Source organism: Ensifer sp. LC11 (assembly GCF_001695835.1).
Taxonomy (GTDB): domain Bacteria; phylum Pseudomonadota; class Alphaproteobacteria; order Rhizobiales; family Rhizobiaceae; genus Ensifer.
The window spans coordinates 43,569-59,178 of record NZ_MBSO01000018.1 but is presented as its reverse complement, the minus strand read 5'-3'; the positions used below and the strand labels follow the sequence as shown (position 1 = coordinate 59,178).

Below are 15,610 nucleotides of genomic sequence, written 5' to 3'. Positions count from 1 at the left end.
GTCCTGCATCCCCAGAAAGCCGCGTGGTGTCTCGTATAGTTCCATTATTTGGAACTTGATTTTAATATATGGAATTATCGCGTTGAAGCGTCTATCTTGTCAAGGTCGAGCGCGCGATGCGGCGATGACTGTCGGAGACGAGTGAGCCATGATGACCAATGAAGCGACAGGCGCAATGGATGAAAGCCGGACCGAGGCGGGCACCGGCACGCTCGGCAAGGCGATCGCGGTGCTGGAGGCGGTGGTCACGGCCGATGGCCCGCAGCGTTTCACCGATATTCTTGCCAGGTCCGGCCAGCCGCGCGGCACCCTGCACCGATTGCTTAGCCACCTTGTCGAGGAGGACTTGCTGATCCAGCGACGCGACCTTTCCTACGAGCCTGGCCTTCGTCTGCTGACGCTTGCCTATCGTTCCTGGTCCGCCAACCGGTTTCGCGACGTGGCCGAGCCCCATCTGCAGCGCCTGCACGAATTGACCGGCGAGACCGTGCATCTTGGCATCCTGCGCGAAACGGAGATCGTCTATGTGGATAAGGTGGAGAGCCGCCAGACGGTGCGCATGAGCTCGCAGATCGGCAAGGCGTCGCCGGCCTATTGCACCGGAATAGGTAAGGCGGCGCTGTCCCTGCTTGGGCAGCCACAGCTGGAGCGTGTGTTGGCTCGGACCGAATTTCACGCATTCACGTCGCATACGCACCGGTCGGCCGCCACATTGCTGGCGGAGATCGAGGAGATCCGGCGCGACGGCCATGCCTTCGATCGCGAGGAGCATGAGGCGGAGATCCGCTGCGTTGCGGCACCGATCTCCATTCCCGGTGGTGAACTTGCGGCCGGAATCTCCGTGACCGGTCCCGCCTACCGGGTCACCATGGAGCAATTGTCGGCCTGGGCGGCGCCGGTTCGGGAGGTCGCAAGAGCGATTGGCGAGGAGGCGGTGATCCGTCTCGGTCCCGGGCGCGGTGGACCTTGAATTCACTTTACGGTAAATTAGAAACATCGACTGGACGTGGCGCGTCAAGCTCGATAGCTTTTAATATATCAGACTCAGGTTCGTGGATGGTCTTAGTCTGGTTTGATTTTGGTATTGGTAGAAATTTGACGTGATCTTCATGCGGCGTCAGCGGCCGGTTCCTGCGCGGTTCCGGATGTGGAGAAGGGCGGAAGATGATCGATTTCAGCGCGAATTTGTCGGCGTTGACGCTTCCTGATGGGCGGACCATCCGGGGGCCGATCTGTTGCGAAGACGATATAAAGCGTGTGATCACGCAGGTTGCGGATGCCTACGGTTTCCGGGGCTTCCTGGTGCTTGCCGTCCCCGAGACGGATTGCAACAGCCTGTCGGTCAACGCGCTGATGACGAACTACCCGGCCGCTTTCCTCAAGGGGTATGACAGTGCCGGGCTGATCAATGGTAGCCCGGTGATCCAGCGGCTGCGCCGCAGCACGATTCCCTTTACCTACGATGCGCATCAATTGGCGCGCCGCCGCTCCGACGGCAAGGGCGATGCGGCCATCTGCGTCTTCGAGCAGGCGAACATGCCGCGCGGACTCTATTTGCCGGTGCACGATGCGGGCGGGCATCGCGCGGCGATCGCCTTTGGTGGCGACCGCCCCGTGGTCTCGAACGACGAGCTTCAGGAGCTCAACCTGTGGGCCGGCGTGCTCTACAGCAAATATATGGAAGTTCGTGATCGCGACCGGCGCGGTGCGGGAAGCCTGTCACGCCGCGAGGTGGAGTGCCTGCGCTGGGCGGCAGCGGGCAAGACCACAAGTGAAATGGCGAAAATCCTGGCGTTGTCCGAATACACGGTCAATCACTATCTGAACCGTGCGACGCGCAAGTTGGATTCGGTCAATCGGGTCCAGACCGTTGCAAAAGCCATGCGTGCCGGGTTGATCAATTGACAATCTTTACGCGCCGTGCGCGATGCCGATGACGGCGTTGGCCCTTCGCGGGGGGAAATACACAGACTTTTGGGTCGAGGCGGCGGGGAAACTCGAACATCTGTTGGCATTGGCGGCCGGCTCGGTCTATTTGATACTCGATGAATGCCATGGAACGCGCGAATGCAGGATACGATGACGACCGGGATGACTGACGCAGATCTGCCCCGGGGCGGTGATTTCGCGTCCGAGATCGCAAAGCTTGAGACCCAGTTCGATATCATCCGCTACATGCGGAGGGTAACGCAGGTCTTTGGCTTCAAGACCTTTCTTATCTGCTCGATCCCCTCGATCGATGTGGAGCGTCTGGCTGCAAGCACCGTCATCTCCAACATGCCGGCAGAACTGTTGAACAAGTATGACAGCCTGTCGATGCTGCGCTTCAGCACCGGCGTGCGCCGGCTGCGTGAGACGACGACGCCGTTCCAGGTCACGCTCGCAGACTGGGAGGGCGAGGGCGGCAAGCCGGAATCGGCGGCCGAATATATCGCAATGCTGCGCGAAAACGGCATCTTCCAGGCGAGCTACTTCCCGGTCCACGATGCCGAAGGCGGGCGCGGTGCTGTCATCTTGATGGGACCTCTGGTCGAGCTGCCGATGACGGTCACCATGGAACTGCAGATGATCGCGATCCATGTCTACAACCGTCTCGCCGAGATCGGCTCCGTATGGAAGAGCAGCGGTGCCGCCCTTTCGGAACGCGAGATCCAGTGTTTGAGCTGGACGGCCGCCGGAAAGACCAGCGCCGAGATCGCCGGCATCCTCGGGCTCTCCGAGCATACGGTCAATCACTACCTCAATCACGTGACCAAGAAGCTTGACGCCGTCAACCGCACCCAGGCGGTCGTGAAGGCGATGAAAAAGGGCTACATCAGCTAAGCCCCAAGGTTCCCGCTTTCGCCGTTGCCTCGGCGACGGCCGGGCCGATTGCCGTGCGGCTGTGCAGTTGCGATGCAGGTCGCGCGCCAGCTCTATTCTGGCGCGTCCCGTTCTCATGGTGAAACGACCGCGAGCGAAAGGTTTTCCCGCGCTCTCAGTGCGTTCAGAACGAACGCGCGATGTGGCGAAATGCTCCAAAGCTGAGCGATTTCTCAGGCGATGCTCAGAAACTGGGCACCTATTGTCAGCGCCGGGCCAGAGCCTAGGCAGGCTATCTGATTGAATCTTCTATCTATATCTGTGTTCAGCGAAGTTGGCACGCATCCTGCATTTCTATTGGCATGTCCAGAGGGGACTAAAAAGAAGACAGCGCCCACGAAGGTCGCGAAGAAAAGGGCCACTGCTCGCCTCCAGGTGATCCCGGATGTACGGACACCAGGGCGAGTGGTGGCCCTTCCTTTTTCCGTTATGTCGCATTGGCGAAGCGCCCCGCCTCGACTATCTAAGGAATTAAGAAAAGAATGAGAGGGCGCGATGCCGGAAGTCACCAGAGAAGTGGTTCTTGAGAAGCTGCGGGCGGTTCGCGGCCCGGACATGGAAGGCAACATTGTCGACCTTGGGCTCGTGTCGGACGTCTTCATTTCCGACGGCAAGGCCTATTTCTCGATTACCGTGCCGGCCGACCGCGCCAAGGAACTGGAGCCGATGCGGGCCGCGGCCGAGCGCGTGGTGCGCGAAATCCCGGGAATCACGGCGGCCATGGTGGCATTGACCGCCGACCGCAAGGCGGCTCCCGGCGGCGCGCCGGTCCAGCGTCCGCAACCCTCGGCGCCATCTCATGCCGGCCACTCCCATGCCCAGCGTCCCGCAGGCGGGCCTCCCGCCAAGGCCGGAATCCCGGGTGTCGGTGCGATCATCGCGGTTGCTTCGGGTAAGGGGGGCGTCGGCAAGTCGACGACGTCGGTCAATCTGGCGCTGGCGCTGAAGGCAAACGGCTTGAAGGTCGGTTTGCTCGATGCCGATATCTACGGCCCGTCGATGCCGCGTCTGTTGAAGATTTCCGGCCGGCCGCAGCAGATCGAAGGCCGCCTCATCCGCCCGATGGAAAACTACGGCCTCAAGGTCATGTCCATGGGCTTCCTCGTCGACGAGGAGGTGGCGATGATCTGGCGCGGCCCGATGATCCAGTCGGCGCTATTGCAGATGCTGCGCGAAGTCGCCTGGGGCGATCTCGACGTCCTGGTTGTCGACATGCCGCCGGGTACCGGCGACGCACAGTTGACCATGGCCCAGCAGGTCCCGCTTGCCGGTGCCGTCATCGTCTCGACGCCCCAGGACCTGGCGCTGATCGATGCCCGCAAGGGCCTGGCGATGTTCCGAAAGGTTGAGGTTCCGGTTCTCGGCATCGTCGAGAACATGAGCTACTTCATCGCCCCGGATACGGGCAACCGCTACGATATCTTCGGCCATGGCGGCGCCCGCAAGGAGGCCGAACGCATCGGCGTCCCGTTCCTCGGCGAAGTGCCGCTCACCATGGGCATTCGCGAAACATCGGATGCGGGCACGCCCCTGGTCGCATCGGATCCGACTGGCGAAGTCGCGCGGGTCTATCGGGATATCGCGTCCAAGGTCTGGGAACAGCTGTCTGCCCAGCAGCAAGACAAGAGCCGCGCGGCACCGACCATCGTCTTCGAATGATCGCCCCCGCGGCGATCCTTATCGGCGTTGCTCGGCTCGATTCGTTTTGCCCTTGAATCGGTTTTGATTTAAGCGAACATGGGATAGGGTGGCGGCGGAGCGGCCGTGTGCGCCCGCGTGTCGACAAGCAAGAGGGCATTGATTTTGCGTCTGCGTTGCGCCATATGCCTTGCCTCACTTACGAAGGTGCCCAACCTCACGCCTTCTCGCCGGAGATTTCGGCCTCTCGCGATGACTGAGTTGAAGACTTTGTCCTGACTGGCGGAACGCTGCATCCGATGGATTTCTATTGTGGGTATTTTGTGGCGCACGACCTTTCGCCTTCGCTGTTCGGCACTAAGGTTTGCATGACGAGGACGGTTGCATGATCACCGGCTATTGCGCCGATGGGACTGCCGTCGCCCCGCCGACCCTGGTTGCCTCGGTCTATGGCATGAACTTCCGCGTCATGCCCGAACTGGAATGGCAACGCGCCTATCCCTGGGCACTCGCGGCGATGCTGACATCGGCTGTGATCCCCTTCTTCTTTTCCGCTGGAAAGGCTGGCTTTGATGGCCAGTAGGTTTGCATGACCCAATCGCATGCCCCCTCTCACGAGCCGAAGGATCTGCGCCGCCTGCTGATCCTCGGGCTTGGCTCGATCGGTGTCGTCTACGGCGATATCGGCACCAGCCCGCTCTACGCCTTTCGCGAAGCGCTGCGCCCGGTTTCCCATGACGGCTTGACCGACGTGGAGATCATCGGCCTGATCTCGCTGATGATCTGGACGCTGACGATCATCGTCACGATCAAGTATGTGCTGTTTCTGTTGCGCGCCGACAACCAGGGGGAGGGTGGCACGCTGTCGTTGCTCGCTCTTCTGATGAAGTCCGCCAACGGACACGCATCGATCCTCTTTTTCATGGGCATCGCCGGTGCAGCCCTCTTCATCGGTGACGCGATGATCACACCGGCTCTGTCGGTTCTTTCAGCCGTCGAAGGTCTCAAACTGGTGACGCCAGCGCTATCGGAATATGTGGTTCCAATCGCGGTGGTGATCCTGCTCATGCTCTTTGCCGTGCAGTCAAAGGGAACGGCGGCCGTCTCCAACTTCTTCGGGCCGATCACGCTCGTCTGGTTCCTGGTGATGGGCGGCATCGGCCTCGTCCACATCGCCGACGACATGGCGATCTTCAAGGCCTTCAACCCCTACTATGCCGTGAGCTTCATGCTGACCGAAGGCTATGTCGGCATCATCGTGCTCGGCGCCGTCTTCCTGACGGTGACGGGGGCCGAGGCGCTCTACGCCGACCTTGGCCATTTTGGTCGCCGCCCGATCCAGTGGGCCTGGTTCCTGATCGTCTTTCCGGCGCTGACGCTCAACTATCTCGGTCAGGGCGCCTTCGTGTTGAGGAACCCGGAAGCCATGTCCGATCCGTTCTTTCTGATGTTCCCGAAATGGGCGCTGTTGCCGGTGGTTATTCTGGCGACGGCGGCGACCATCATCGCCAGCCAGGCCGTGATTACCGGCGCCTTCTCGCTGACACGTCAGGCGATCCACCTCGGCTTCCTGCCGCGCATGGCGATCTTCCATACATCCGAAACCCACACCGGCCAGATCTACCTGCCCAACGTCAACACGCTGTTGATGTTCGGCGTCATGGCGCTGGTCTTCGTCTTTGGCTCTTCCGAATCGCTGGCGACCGCCTACGGCATCTCGGTGACCGGCGCGATGGTGGTGACGACCGTGCTTTCCTTCGAGTTCCTGCGCATGCGCTGGAACTGGTCGGCACTTGCGGCAGCGGCAGTGCTGGTGCCGCTTTTTGCGCTGGAGTTCATCTTTCTTGGCGCCAACATGCTGAAGGTCCACGACGGTGGTTATGTGCCGGTGCTGATCGCCGCCACATTTATCATCATCATGTGGACCTGGAGGCGCGGCACCGAGATCCTGCACGCCAAGACCCGCCATATCGACATACCGCTGGCGAGCTTCATCAAGTCGATCGAGCGCAAGAGCGAACACGCGCCGGTCGCTGTGCCCGGTACGGCAGTGTTCCTGACGAGCGATCCGGAATCGACCCCGGCGGCGCTCTTGCACAACATCAAGCACAATCACGTGCTGCATAATCAGAACTTCATTTTGACGATCCGCACGGCGAATACCCCGAAAGTGCCGAAATCAGAGCGGGTGAGCATGCAGCCCCTATCGGATCGCTTCACGCTGCTCGAAATGCGCTTTGGTTTCATGGAGACGCAGAACGTCTCGCAGGCGCTTGGCCTTTTCCGCAAGTCGGGTCTGAAGTTCGACATCATGTCGACGTCGTTCTATCTCGGGCGCCGCAAGCTCGTGCCGGATGCCGAATCCGGTATGCCGCACTGGCAGGACCGGCTGTTCATCGCGCTTGCCAATGCCGCGATCGATCCTTCGGACTATTTCCGACTGCCGACCAACCGCGTCGTCGAACTCGGGTCGCACGTCATCATCTGACGTCGCAACGCCGATCATCGGGCAGGGCGGCCGACAATCGCTTTCAACGGGGCCGCTTCGAAACCGAGGCGGTCCCGTTTGCATTTGCGAGGCAGGTGTTCTTCAGCCAGGCTGCATTAACCAAACATCAAGGTTAATGCTTCATTTTCAAGGCTCGAACGGAGCGGTGCCGGCGGAGTGTCCGGCTGCTTGATTGTCTAAGCTTCCCCGCGCGGAATCCCTGACGCTGGCCTCTCGCCGGCGCTGGCGAAGCCGTGCCGCCTGTTAGCGTTGCGTGGAGTCGGTTGGTGCGTAAGAGTCGGAACCTGCGTCAAAAGTCTCGCCTGAACGTTTCTGCGTGGACGGCGCCTGCGATCATCGGTCTTGCCCTTTATCTCGGGTTTCCCTCCGTTGCCGCCTATGCGGACCTCGCAACCTTTCTGTCCGGGATCAATCGTGGCGGCGAGCGCTGGCGCATGTACATGACGCCGTCGCCGGCAGGCTCGATCCACGAGGTCGAGATGGTCTTTTCCGACCCGATCACCACAGGCGCGCTCGATGGCGGCGCCGGCATCAACATGCCTGATGGCAGCCGCGTGGCCCTGACCTCCGAAACCAAGCATTCGGGCACCCCTGATGAGGATCGCGTCAACCGCAATGCCAAGAAGGGCCGCATCGTCGCTGTGACCCCAGTGACGCCGCCCAAGGATTTCACCGCCGGCTCCATCCTGCAGCGAACGAGTTCCTTGACGGAGCCGCGCTTCGAGGAGGGGGAGAAGATGGTTTTTGCCAAGTCCCGCCTCAAGGGCAAGGAGATCGAGATCGCCACGGCCTTCTATCGGAAGAAGCCGCCAAAAGCAGATCCCGGTGTTTCACCGATGCTGGCCAAGCTCGTCACCAACGACAGGCCCGACATTCTTGCGACTGCTTACGTCCGGCCCGAGCCGGACTATGCGCGTGAATCGCCCTTTGATTCGATTCTGCGCGAAGACAAGAACGCCGGCCGCTTCATCCCCGAGATCGCGCCGGACGATCACGCCTGGGCCGCCACCCCGCTGCCGGCGTCGGCTTTCAGCAAGGAAGAACAGACCTGCCTCGCCGAAGGCATTTATTTCGAAGCGCGCAGCGAGCCGCTCAAGGGCCAGGCCGCGGTCGCGCAGGTGATTCTCAATCGTGTCCGCAACCCCACCTATCCAAAAAGCATCTGTGGCGTCGTCTATCAGAACAAGAGCTGGCGCAACCGCTGCCAGTTTTCCTTCGCCTGCGACATGATCCGCGACCTCATCTATTCGCGCTCGCACTGGAAGACGGCCAAGGAAGTGGCTATGGCAGTCACCGCCGGCAAGATCTGGCTGCCGGAAGTGGGCTCGGCGACCCATTACCACGCAACCTACGTCAATCCGCCCTGGGCGAAGACGATGAAGCGTGTCGGCAAGATTGGCCTGCACATCTTCTACCGGACCTATGGCGGCGGCTGGAGCTGATCGGCGTCCGACGCGATTCCGCCGTCTTTCGTTTCTTCTGAGCGAATGAAGATTCCCGCCGGCCAAATGGCAGGATTCCTGCGCGGAGCATGCGCCGGAACAGGTGGAATGAGCATATCCATTTGAATTCATTGTAAAATATTGTCCACGCTCAAGCGGTCCGCATGCCTTGACTATGCGGGTGCCTAAAACTATGTTGCGCGCGACTTCAAATGGGGCCGAAACGTGGCTTGAACGGCAGCTTATTGTGTGGCCGAAATCGCGGTCGAAGACCCCGGTGAGGACGACAAGGGAGTAGCCACGTGGCGGAGAAACCTGAAGACAGTCTGGAAGCACGGCTGAAGCAGCTCGGCGATAAGATTGAGGCCAAGAGGCCTCATGCGCCTGATGTAGCGGAGGCACGAGCCGCCGAAAGCCGCAAGGGCTATGCGGCGGCGATGAAGCTCTCGAGCGAGTTCATCGCCGGCATCGTTGTCGGGGCGTTTCTGGGCTATCTTTTGGACCACTTTGCGGGTACAGGGCCGTGGGGCATGATCATTTTCCTGCTCCTTGGCTTTTGTGCCGGTGTGTTGAATGTACTGCGTTCGGCGGGGATGGTGGCAACACTCGACTCGGTCAAGCGCAGTTCAGGAAATGACAAGACGGACGGAGATGACGCCTGAGGCGTCGCCCGAAAAACACGGTATCCGCTCTCAAGGCGGGCAGAACGAAAGAGAAGCGCGGTGTCAAACGATCCGACCCACCAGTTCCTGGTCAATAAGATTGTCCCGATCGAAATTGGCGGAATTGACTTTTCCTTCACCAATGCGTCGCTGTTCATGGTTGCGACCGTGGGTGCCGCGGCCGGTTTCCTCTACCTGACGACATCGCAGCGCGGGCTGGTCCCGACGCGCCTGCAGTCGGTTTCGGAAATGTCCTATGAATTCATCGCTTCGATGCTGCGCGAAGGTGCGGGCAACGGCGGCATGAAGTTCTTCCCGATGGTGTTCTCGCTGTTCATGTTCATCCTGACGGCGAACCTGCTCGGCATGTTCCCTTACTTCTTCACCATCACCAGCCAGATCATCGTTACGTTCGCGCTTGCGCTGTTCGTCATCGGTACGGTGGTGTTTTATGGTTTCTACAAGCACGGCTTCGGCTTCCTGAAGCTCTTCGTGCCTCACGGCGTGCCGGGTGTGCTGTTGCCGCTGGTCGTGGCGATTGAAATCATCTCGTTCCTTTCCCGTCCCATCAGCCTCTCGGTCCGTCTCTTTGCCAATATGTTGGCCGGCCACATCACGCTGAAGGTTTTCGCTGGCTTCGTCACCTCGCTGAGCGCTCTTGGAGCGCTGGGTATCGGTGGTGCGATCCTGCCGCTCATCATGACCGTCGCCATCACCGGTCTTGAATTCCTCGTCTGCTTCCTCCAGGCCTATGTCTTCGCGGTACTGACCTGCATGTACCTCAACGACGCTGTGCATCCCGGAAGCCACTAAGGAATAACAGTCGCTTGCTTCCGGCCGGCTCTCCGCCGGAAGCACAATCCTAAGCCGCAACACCATTCGAAGGAGTTCAATCATGGAAGCGGAAGCAGCAAAGTACATCGGCGCAGGTCTCGCTTGCCTCGGTATGGCCGGCACGGCTCTCGGCCTCGGCAACATCTTCGGCAGCTACCTGTCCGGCGCACTGCGCAATCCGTCGGCTGCTGACGGTCAGTTCGGCCGCCTCGTATTCGGCTTCGCCGTTACGGAAGCTCTGGGCATCTTCTCGCTGCTCGTAGCCCTGCTCCTCCTCTTCGCCGTCTAATAACGGCTGGAGTTTCGGCCGCGGCCCGTCAAAAGGCCGCGGCCGCGCATATTCTTGAGTGCACCTGGAGGTGAGCATGTTTGTGACCGCGGCCTATGCCCAGCAGTCAACCACCACTGAAGGCGCCGAAGCACACGATGCCGCTGCGGCCGGTGAGGTGCACACCGAAACGGGTGTGGCCCACGAAGGCGAGGCTGGCTCCGGCGTGTTCCCGCCCTTCGATTCGACCCATTTCGCATCGCAGCTGCTTTGGCTCGCGATCACGTTTGGCCTCTTCTATCTTTTGATGTCGAAGGTCATCATTCCGCGTATCGGCGGAATTCTTGAAACCCGTCACGACCGGATCGCTCAGGATCTCGACGAAGCGTCGCGCCTGAAGGGCGAAGCCGACGCCGCCATCGCATCCTATGAGCAGGAATTGGCAACGGCCAAGGCCAAGGGTCATCAGATTGCCGACGGTGCGCGCGAGGCTGCCAAGTCCAAGGCTGTCGCCGATCGCAACGCTGTCGAAGCCGATCTTTCCAAGAAGATCGCCGCTGCGGAAGACCGTATCGCCGACATCAAGACCAAGGCACTCGCGGACGTCGGCGCGATCGCCGAGGAAACTGCGACCGCCGTCGTCAAGCAGCTCATTGGCGGCACCGTCACCAAGGCTGAGATCGTCGCTGCCGTCAAGGCATCGGCCGGTAACTGAGGAGCACTGAACCATGCATCTTGATGCGACCTTCTATGCCCTCGTCGGCTTGATCCTGTTCTTCGTCCTGATCGCCTATCTCAAGGTTCCGGGCATGATGGGCAAGGCGCTAGACGCCCGTGCCGACAAGATCACCAACGAACTGGCCGAAGCCAAGCGCCTGCGCGAAGAAGCCCAGGCCCTCGTTGCCGAATACCAGCGCAAGCGCAAGGATGCCGAAGCGGAAGCTGCCGGTATCGTTGCCGCCGCTCAGCGCGAAGCCGAAATGCTGACCGCAGAAGCCAAGCAGAAGACGGAGGAATTCGTCGCCCGCCGGACCGCGCTGTCGGAGCAGAAGATCAAGCAGGCCGAAAGCGACGCGATCAACGCCGTTCGTTCGGCCGCCGTCGATCTGGCTATCAGCGCTGCCGAAAAGGTTGTTGCCGCCAAGGCTGACGCCGGTGCCCAGAGCGAATTGTTCAAAAAGGCGCTTGGCGAAGTCAAGGCACGCCTGAACTAACAAATTCGGACATTCCGATTGAAGAGCCCCGCCTTGCGCGGGGCTTTTTGTTTGTAGGTCGACCCGTGCGAGGGGTGCGCTTTCTGTCGCGCTGAAGCGGCAAAACGCCGTGGCGCTGTGGAAAGTCGCGTTGGCAGGGCCGCAGAGCATACGGCGCGACGTCCGCGCGGCGGATCGAAAACTACCTTCAAGATTTGGCGCTGTACGGTTCCTGCAGCGTTCTGCGTGCACGTGAAACCACCGGCCGCGGAAGATGGCCAGGCACACCGAGCATCCCTAGGTGCGCTTATAGGAACGCTCGGTGCTTCAGTCCTGGCGTAGGGGCCGGAAGCTCATGCGATGGAGTGCGCAGGGCCCTTGAGCCTCAATGGCGCGGCGATGCGTCACCGTCGCGTAGCCCGCATGCAGCGCGAAGCCGTAGCCCGGATGCGCCAAGTCGGCGCGCGCCATCATGCGGTCACGCGTCACCTTGGCCACGATCGACGCCGCGGCGATCGACAGCGAGCGAGCATCGCCCTTCACGGCGGCTTTGGCGCGGAAGGATCGCCTAGGCACACAGTGCGTCCCTTGGTGCGCTTATAGGAACGCTCGGCGCTTCAGTCCTGGCGCAGGGGCCGGAAGCTCATGCGATGGAGTGCGCAGGGCCCTTGGGCCTCAATGGCGCGGCGATGCGTCACCGTCGCGTAGCCCGCATGCAGCGCGAAGCCGTAGCCCGGATGCGCCAGGTCGGCGCGCGCCATCATGCGGTCACGCGTCACCTTGGCCACGATCGACGCCGCGGCAATCGACAGCGAGCGAGCATCGCCCTTCACCACGGCTTTGGCATGGCAGGACAGTCCCGGCGGCACGTCGCGGCCGTCAACGAGCACGAAGCGGGCGGTTGAGGGGAGGCCGGCCACGGCGCGGCGCATCGCTTCCAGGCTTGCCTTGCGAATATCGGTGGAATCGATCGTGCCGGCCGAGGCCGACGCGATCGACACATCCGCAGTGGCAAGGATTTTCTCAAAGAGCGTCTCGCGGGCCTGAGAGCTGAGCTTCTTGCTATCGTCGAGCCCGTCCGGAATGGCATCTGGATCGAGAATGACAGCGGCGGCAACGACCGGCCCCGCGAGCGGTCCGCGGCCGGCCTCATCAGCGCCGGCGACCGGCCAGAAACCGTCGCGCTTGGCCGAAAGTTCAAAACTGAAATCGGGCGCTTCGATGATATCGGGAAAAAGGGGAGAATCGGGCGATCTGCGAGACATACGTCAAATTCGCACGATCGACCGATTCTCTTCAAGCCCCCAAGTCCGAGTGCGGCGGCGGACGGGGGGATGGCCGGTGCCCTGAACGGGGGACGGGGCACCGGAACTGCGATATGGCTTCAGACACTTTGGGCCAGCAGGCCTGTAGGTGATCTCACGTCGCCGTCGGCATATCCTGCTTCTGGCCGGTCACGCGCTTCGGCAGCCTTGCGTGGCCACGCGGGGAAGCTTTCAAAGAAGCGAGAGCTGCACCCCCGTTCCAAGCGGCGGCACGAACAGATCGTCACGCAACTGCCGGCGTGTCGGATTGAAGCCCAGCCGCTTGACCGCCAGATCGAAGCGGCGTCCGATCTGCCAGGCATAGGGACCGGCACCCTTCATGCGCTTGCCGAATTCGGCGTCGTAATCCTTGCCACCGCGCATCGAGCGGACGAGCGACATGACATGCCGGTAACGGTCCGGGTAACTGCGCAGCAGCCAGTCGCGAAAGAGTGGGCTCACCTCCAGCGGCAGCCGCAAAAGAACGTAGCTCGCCTCCGTCGCGCCGGCCGTCCTTGCCGCTTCGAGAACCCTTTCGATCTCGTGATCGTTCAGCGCCGGGATGATCGGAGAAACGAGAACGCCGGTCGGGATGCCGGCCTCGGCGATTGCACGCATGGCATCGAGTCGCTTGGGCGGGGTCGCCGCGCGCGGCTCCATGGTCCGAGCCATCTTCCGGTCGAGCGTCGTGACCGAGATGCCGACCCGCACCAAGCCCTTTTCAGCCATCGGCGCCAGGATGTCGATGTCGCGGGTGACCATCGCTGACTTGGTGACGATCATGACCGGGTGATTGGCGTCCCGCAGCACCTCAAGGATCTGACGCATGACGCGCCATTCCTTCTCGATCGGCTGGTAGGGGTCGGTGTTGGTGCCGATGGCGATCGGCCTCACCTTGTAATCCGGCCGCGCCAGCTCGCGCTCCAGGAGCCGCGGGGCATCCGGCTTGGCAAAGAGCTTCGCTTCGAAGTCAAGTCCGGCGGACAGGCCCATATAGGCGTGGGTTGGCCGGGCGAAGCAGTAGATGCAGCCATGTTCGCAGCCGCGATAGGGGTTGATCGAACGGTCGAAGGAGATATCCGGCGACTCGTTCCTGGTGATCACCGAACGTGGTTTCTCGACCTGGACTTCGGTTTTGAACGGCGGCAGATCCTCAAGGCTTTCCCAACCATCGTCGAAAGTTTCGCGCGATTGCGGTTCGAACCGGCCGGACATGTTCATCCCGGCGCCGCGTCCCCGGCGACGGTCGATGTCGATCCGGAGGCCCGTTGCGCTCATCATCGCTTCGGCCACATCTGCCGTGTTGGCGGGCGCAAGCGCGCCCTGCCTGATCTGAGACAGCTCGGTCATTGGAATCTCCCCGGAATCAGATATCTGATCCCGTTTTGTTCTGATTGTTTTCCTATCGCGAAAACGAGAACAATACAAGAACAAAAAATGAGTCTTCGGCCCTGTGCCGTCTTTCGAGCTGCGCGCGCGGAGCGGGAGGGGCGAGGATGTAGCAATCCCGGCCTTGATGCGGTAGGAGAGACCATGCTGACCATCATCATGGAAACACGGGACAACGAAGCCGAGCTGGCACAAACGCTTTCGGTGCTGGTCGCCGGTGCGGTGGAGGGGCTCGTCAGCGACGTGATTATTCTTGATCACGGATCCAAAGACGGCTCATCGCACGTCGCGGACGCGGCCGGATGCCGCTTCTGTCAGGATTGGGACCTGGCTGACGTGGTCCGTTCTGCGCGTGGTGAATGGGTGATGTTGCTGGAGCCGGGCGCCCGCCTGCTCGGCCGTTGGGTCGACGAACTGGCCGAATATGTCTCGCTCAACAAGGCCCCGGCACGCTTCTCCCATTCCAGAATGCACCGAAAGCCGTTCCTCCGTCGCCTGGCGGGGCGAAAGAAGCCGTTGGAGACTGGCTTCCTCATGCACAAGCACGATGCACTTGCGGCGGCACGCGGCAACATGTGCCTTGGTGACATGACGAATGTTCGGGCGGTCCGCAAACTTTCGACCGAGCTCGTTCCGGCTTGGGTCGCGCTTGAGGGCAGACAGGTGGCAGTGCGCTCCTGAGCGCATCGACAAACAAAAAAGGTGCCAGTCCGGGGACGGCACCTCCAAGCGGCTCTCAAATCACTTTGTTTGATAGATTTCTTGCCGGGCAGCATTCTGGCTGCACGTCGTATCCTACAGTTCTCCCCGCTTAGGGACATAGGCGGAAAGGCGTCTTTGCAGTGCGAAGAGTGGATGGTGCGGCGTTGGTTCTTCGCTGGCTGACGGTCAGAAGCTAACGGGACGAAAAGCAGCTGTCAGTTACAAAGGTAACAGGGACGGCTGCGCCAGAATGCCTGCCATCATCAGCCGCGTTTCAGGTGTTCGTCGAGCCTCGGCATGATCTCGACGAAGTTGCAGGGCATGTGCCGGTAGTCGAGCTGCTGTTTCAATATGCCGTCCCACGCGTCGCGGCAGGCGCCGGGTGAGCCGGGCAGAACGAAGATGAAGGTGGCGTTGGCAACGCCACCGGTCGCGCGCGACTGAATGGTCGAGGTGCCGATCTTCTCGTAGGAGATCCGGTGAAACACCTCGGAGAACCCGTCCATGCGTTTTTCGAAGAGAGGTTCCAGCGCCTCCGGTGTCACGTCGCGGCCGGTAAATCCCGTGCCTCCTGTGGTGATCACCACGTCGATGGCCGGATCGAGCGTCCAGGCCTTCACCTGATCATGGACCTTGGTTTTGTCGTCGGGAACGATCGTGCGCGCCTCCAGCCGGTGTCCCGCGTCGCGGACCCGCGCTTCCAGCGTGTCGCCGGATTTGTCGTCGGCAAGCGTGCGCGTGTCTGACACGGTGAGGATGGCGATGCCGACCGGAATGAAGGAGCGGTTCTCGTCGATGCCAGCCATT

Annotated in this window: 15 protein-coding genes and 2 pseudogenes; 13 read left to right on the top strand and 4 right to left on the bottom strand. The window is 61.3% G+C overall.

Going from position 1 to position 15,610, the window contains the following annotated elements:
* The first annotated feature begins 151 nt into the window (after window positions 1–151).
* From BBX50_RS14435 to BBX50_RS14380, 12 genes and pseudogenes are all read left to right on the top strand, one after another.
* Window positions 152–970 carry an IclR family transcriptional regulator gene (locus BBX50_RS14435; RefSeq protein WP_244513158.1) on the top strand — a complete coding sequence of 273 codons (819 nt, stop codon included), beginning with the start codon at window positions 152–154 and terminating at the stop codon, window positions 968–970.
* A gap of 194 nt (window positions 971–1,164) precedes the next feature.
* Complete coding sequence (locus BBX50_RS14430) at window positions 1,165–1,905, top strand: autoinducer binding domain-containing protein (RefSeq protein WP_065776019.1); 741 nt, start codon at window positions 1,165–1,167, stop codon at window positions 1,903–1,905.
* Between the two features lie 162 nt (window positions 1,906–2,067).
* A complete protein-coding gene (locus BBX50_RS14425) occupies window positions 2,068–2,823 on the top strand; it encodes a LuxR family transcriptional regulator (protein ID WP_083213684.1) in 756 nt (251 codons plus the stop codon).
* Between the two features lie 534 nt (window positions 2,824–3,357).
* A complete protein-coding gene (locus BBX50_RS14420; RefSeq protein ID WP_065776017.1) occupies window positions 3,358–4,521 on the top strand; it encodes an Mrp/NBP35 family ATP-binding protein in 1,164 nt (387 codons plus the stop codon).
* A 397-nt stretch (window positions 4,522–4,918) separates the two neighbouring features.
* A pseudogene (locus tag BBX50_RS14415) lies at window positions 4,919–5,073 on the top strand (CorA family divalent cation transporter); the annotation flags it as partial.
* 16 nt (window positions 5,074–5,089) lie between these two features.
* On the top strand, window positions 5,090–6,988 hold the full coding sequence (locus BBX50_RS14410; protein WP_065776015.1) for a potassium transporter Kup: 1,899 nt from the start codon (window positions 5,090–5,092) through the stop codon (window positions 6,986–6,988).
* 287 nt (window positions 6,989–7,275) lie between these two features.
* A complete protein-coding gene (locus BBX50_RS14405; protein WP_065776014.1) occupies window positions 7,276–8,451 on the top strand; it encodes a cell wall hydrolase in 1,176 nt (391 codons plus the stop codon).
* A 302-nt stretch (window positions 8,452–8,753) separates the two neighbouring features.
* A complete protein-coding gene (locus tag BBX50_RS14400) occupies window positions 8,754–9,113 on the top strand; it encodes an AtpZ/AtpI family protein (protein ID WP_065776013.1) in 360 nt (119 codons plus the stop codon).
* Between the two features lie 60 nt (window positions 9,114–9,173).
* Complete coding sequence (locus BBX50_RS14395; protein ID WP_065776012.1) at window positions 9,174–9,926, top strand: F0F1 ATP synthase subunit A; 753 nt, start codon at window positions 9,174–9,176, stop codon at window positions 9,924–9,926.
* 82 nt (window positions 9,927–10,008) lie between these two features.
* Window positions 10,009–10,236: a F0F1 ATP synthase subunit C gene (locus BBX50_RS14390; protein ID WP_025426100.1), complete on the top strand. Its 228-nt coding sequence runs from the start codon at window positions 10,009–10,011 to the stop codon at window positions 10,234–10,236.
* Window positions 10,237–10,312: 76 nt separating this feature from the next.
* Window positions 10,313–10,930 carry a F0F1 ATP synthase subunit B gene (locus BBX50_RS14385; RefSeq protein WP_053250827.1) on the top strand — a complete coding sequence of 206 codons (618 nt, stop codon included), beginning with the start codon at window positions 10,313–10,315 and terminating at the stop codon, window positions 10,928–10,930.
* 13 nt (window positions 10,931–10,943) lie between these two features.
* Window positions 10,944–11,429 carry a F0F1 ATP synthase subunit B gene (locus BBX50_RS14380; RefSeq protein WP_065776011.1) on the top strand — a complete coding sequence of 162 codons (486 nt, stop codon included), beginning with the start codon at window positions 10,944–10,946 and terminating at the stop codon, window positions 11,427–11,429.
* A gap of 306 nt (window positions 11,430–11,735) precedes the next feature.
* Here the strand turns inward: BBX50_RS14380 and BBX50_RS14375 are convergent.
* The 3 genes and pseudogenes from BBX50_RS14375 to BBX50_RS14365 all read right to left on the bottom strand — a co-directional run.
* Window positions 11,736–11,963 (bottom strand): annotated as a pseudogene (locus BBX50_RS14375) (ribonuclease HII); the annotation flags it as partial.
* Window positions 11,964–12,025: 62 nt separating this feature from the next.
* Window positions 12,026–12,673: a ribonuclease HII gene (locus tag BBX50_RS14370; RefSeq protein WP_065776009.1), complete on the bottom strand. Its 648-nt coding sequence runs from the start codon at window positions 12,671–12,673 to the stop codon at window positions 12,026–12,028.
* A gap of 231 nt (window positions 12,674–12,904) precedes the next feature.
* Window positions 12,905–14,062, bottom strand: a complete 1,158-nt coding sequence (locus BBX50_RS14365) for a PA0069 family radical SAM protein (protein ID WP_065776008.1) — start codon at window positions 14,060–14,062, stop codon at window positions 12,905–12,907.
* 183 nt (window positions 14,063–14,245) lie between these two features.
* Between BBX50_RS14365 and BBX50_RS14360 the strand changes: the two genes are divergently transcribed.
* The gene (locus tag BBX50_RS14360) at window positions 14,246–14,782 is read left to right on the top strand and encodes a glycosyl transferase (RefSeq protein ID WP_065776007.1); all 537 of its coding nucleotides are present in this window, start codon (window positions 14,246–14,248) and stop codon (window positions 14,780–14,782) included.
* A 284-nt stretch (window positions 14,783–15,066) separates the two neighbouring features.
* Here BBX50_RS14360 and moaB read toward each other — a convergent pair whose 3' ends face one another.
* Window positions 15,067–15,609, bottom strand: a complete 543-nt coding sequence (moaB, locus tag BBX50_RS14355) for a molybdenum cofactor biosynthesis protein B (RefSeq protein WP_065776006.1) — start codon at window positions 15,607–15,609, stop codon at window positions 15,067–15,069.
* Window position 15,610 lies beyond the last annotated feature (1 nt).

Excerpts from the sequence above, each read along its gene's own strand:
- BBX50_RS14420 (WP_065776017.1), top strand. The coding sequence starts at position 3,358 with ATGCCGGAAGTCACCAGAGAAGTGGTTCTTGAGAAGCTGCGGGCGGTT.
- BBX50_RS14370 (WP_065776009.1), bottom strand. The coding sequence starts at position 12,673 with ATGTCTCGCAGATCGCCCGATTCTCCCCTTTTTCCCGATATCATCGAA.
- moaB (WP_065776006.1), bottom strand. The coding sequence starts at position 15,609 with ATGGCTGGCATCGACGAGAACCGCTCCTTCATTCCGGTCGGCATCGCC.
- BBX50_RS14425 (WP_083213684.1), top strand. The coding sequence starts at position 2,068 with ATGCAGGATACGATGACGACCGGGATGACTGACGCAGATCTGCCCCGG.
- BBX50_RS14390 (WP_025426100.1), top strand. The coding sequence starts at position 10,009 with ATGGAAGCGGAAGCAGCAAAGTACATCGGCGCAGGTCTCGCTTGCCTC.
- BBX50_RS14360 (WP_065776007.1), top strand. The coding sequence starts at position 14,246 with ATGCTGACCATCATCATGGAAACACGGGACAACGAAGCCGAGCTGGCA.
- BBX50_RS14385 (WP_053250827.1), top strand. The coding sequence starts at position 10,313 with ATGTTTGTGACCGCGGCCTATGCCCAGCAGTCAACCACCACTGAAGGC.
- BBX50_RS14380 (WP_065776011.1), top strand. The coding sequence starts at position 10,944 with ATGCATCTTGATGCGACCTTCTATGCCCTCGTCGGCTTGATCCTGTTC.
- BBX50_RS14365 (WP_065776008.1), bottom strand. The coding sequence starts at position 14,062 with ATGACCGAGCTGTCTCAGATCAGGCAGGGCGCGCTTGCGCCCGCCAAC.
- BBX50_RS14430 (WP_065776019.1), top strand. The coding sequence starts at position 1,165 with ATGATCGATTTCAGCGCGAATTTGTCGGCGTTGACGCTTCCTGATGGG.
- BBX50_RS14435 (WP_244513158.1), top strand. The coding sequence starts at position 152 with ATGACCAATGAAGCGACAGGCGCAATGGATGAAAGCCGGACCGAGGCG.
- BBX50_RS14410 (WP_065776015.1), top strand. The coding sequence starts at position 5,090 with ATGACCCAATCGCATGCCCCCTCTCACGAGCCGAAGGATCTGCGCCGC.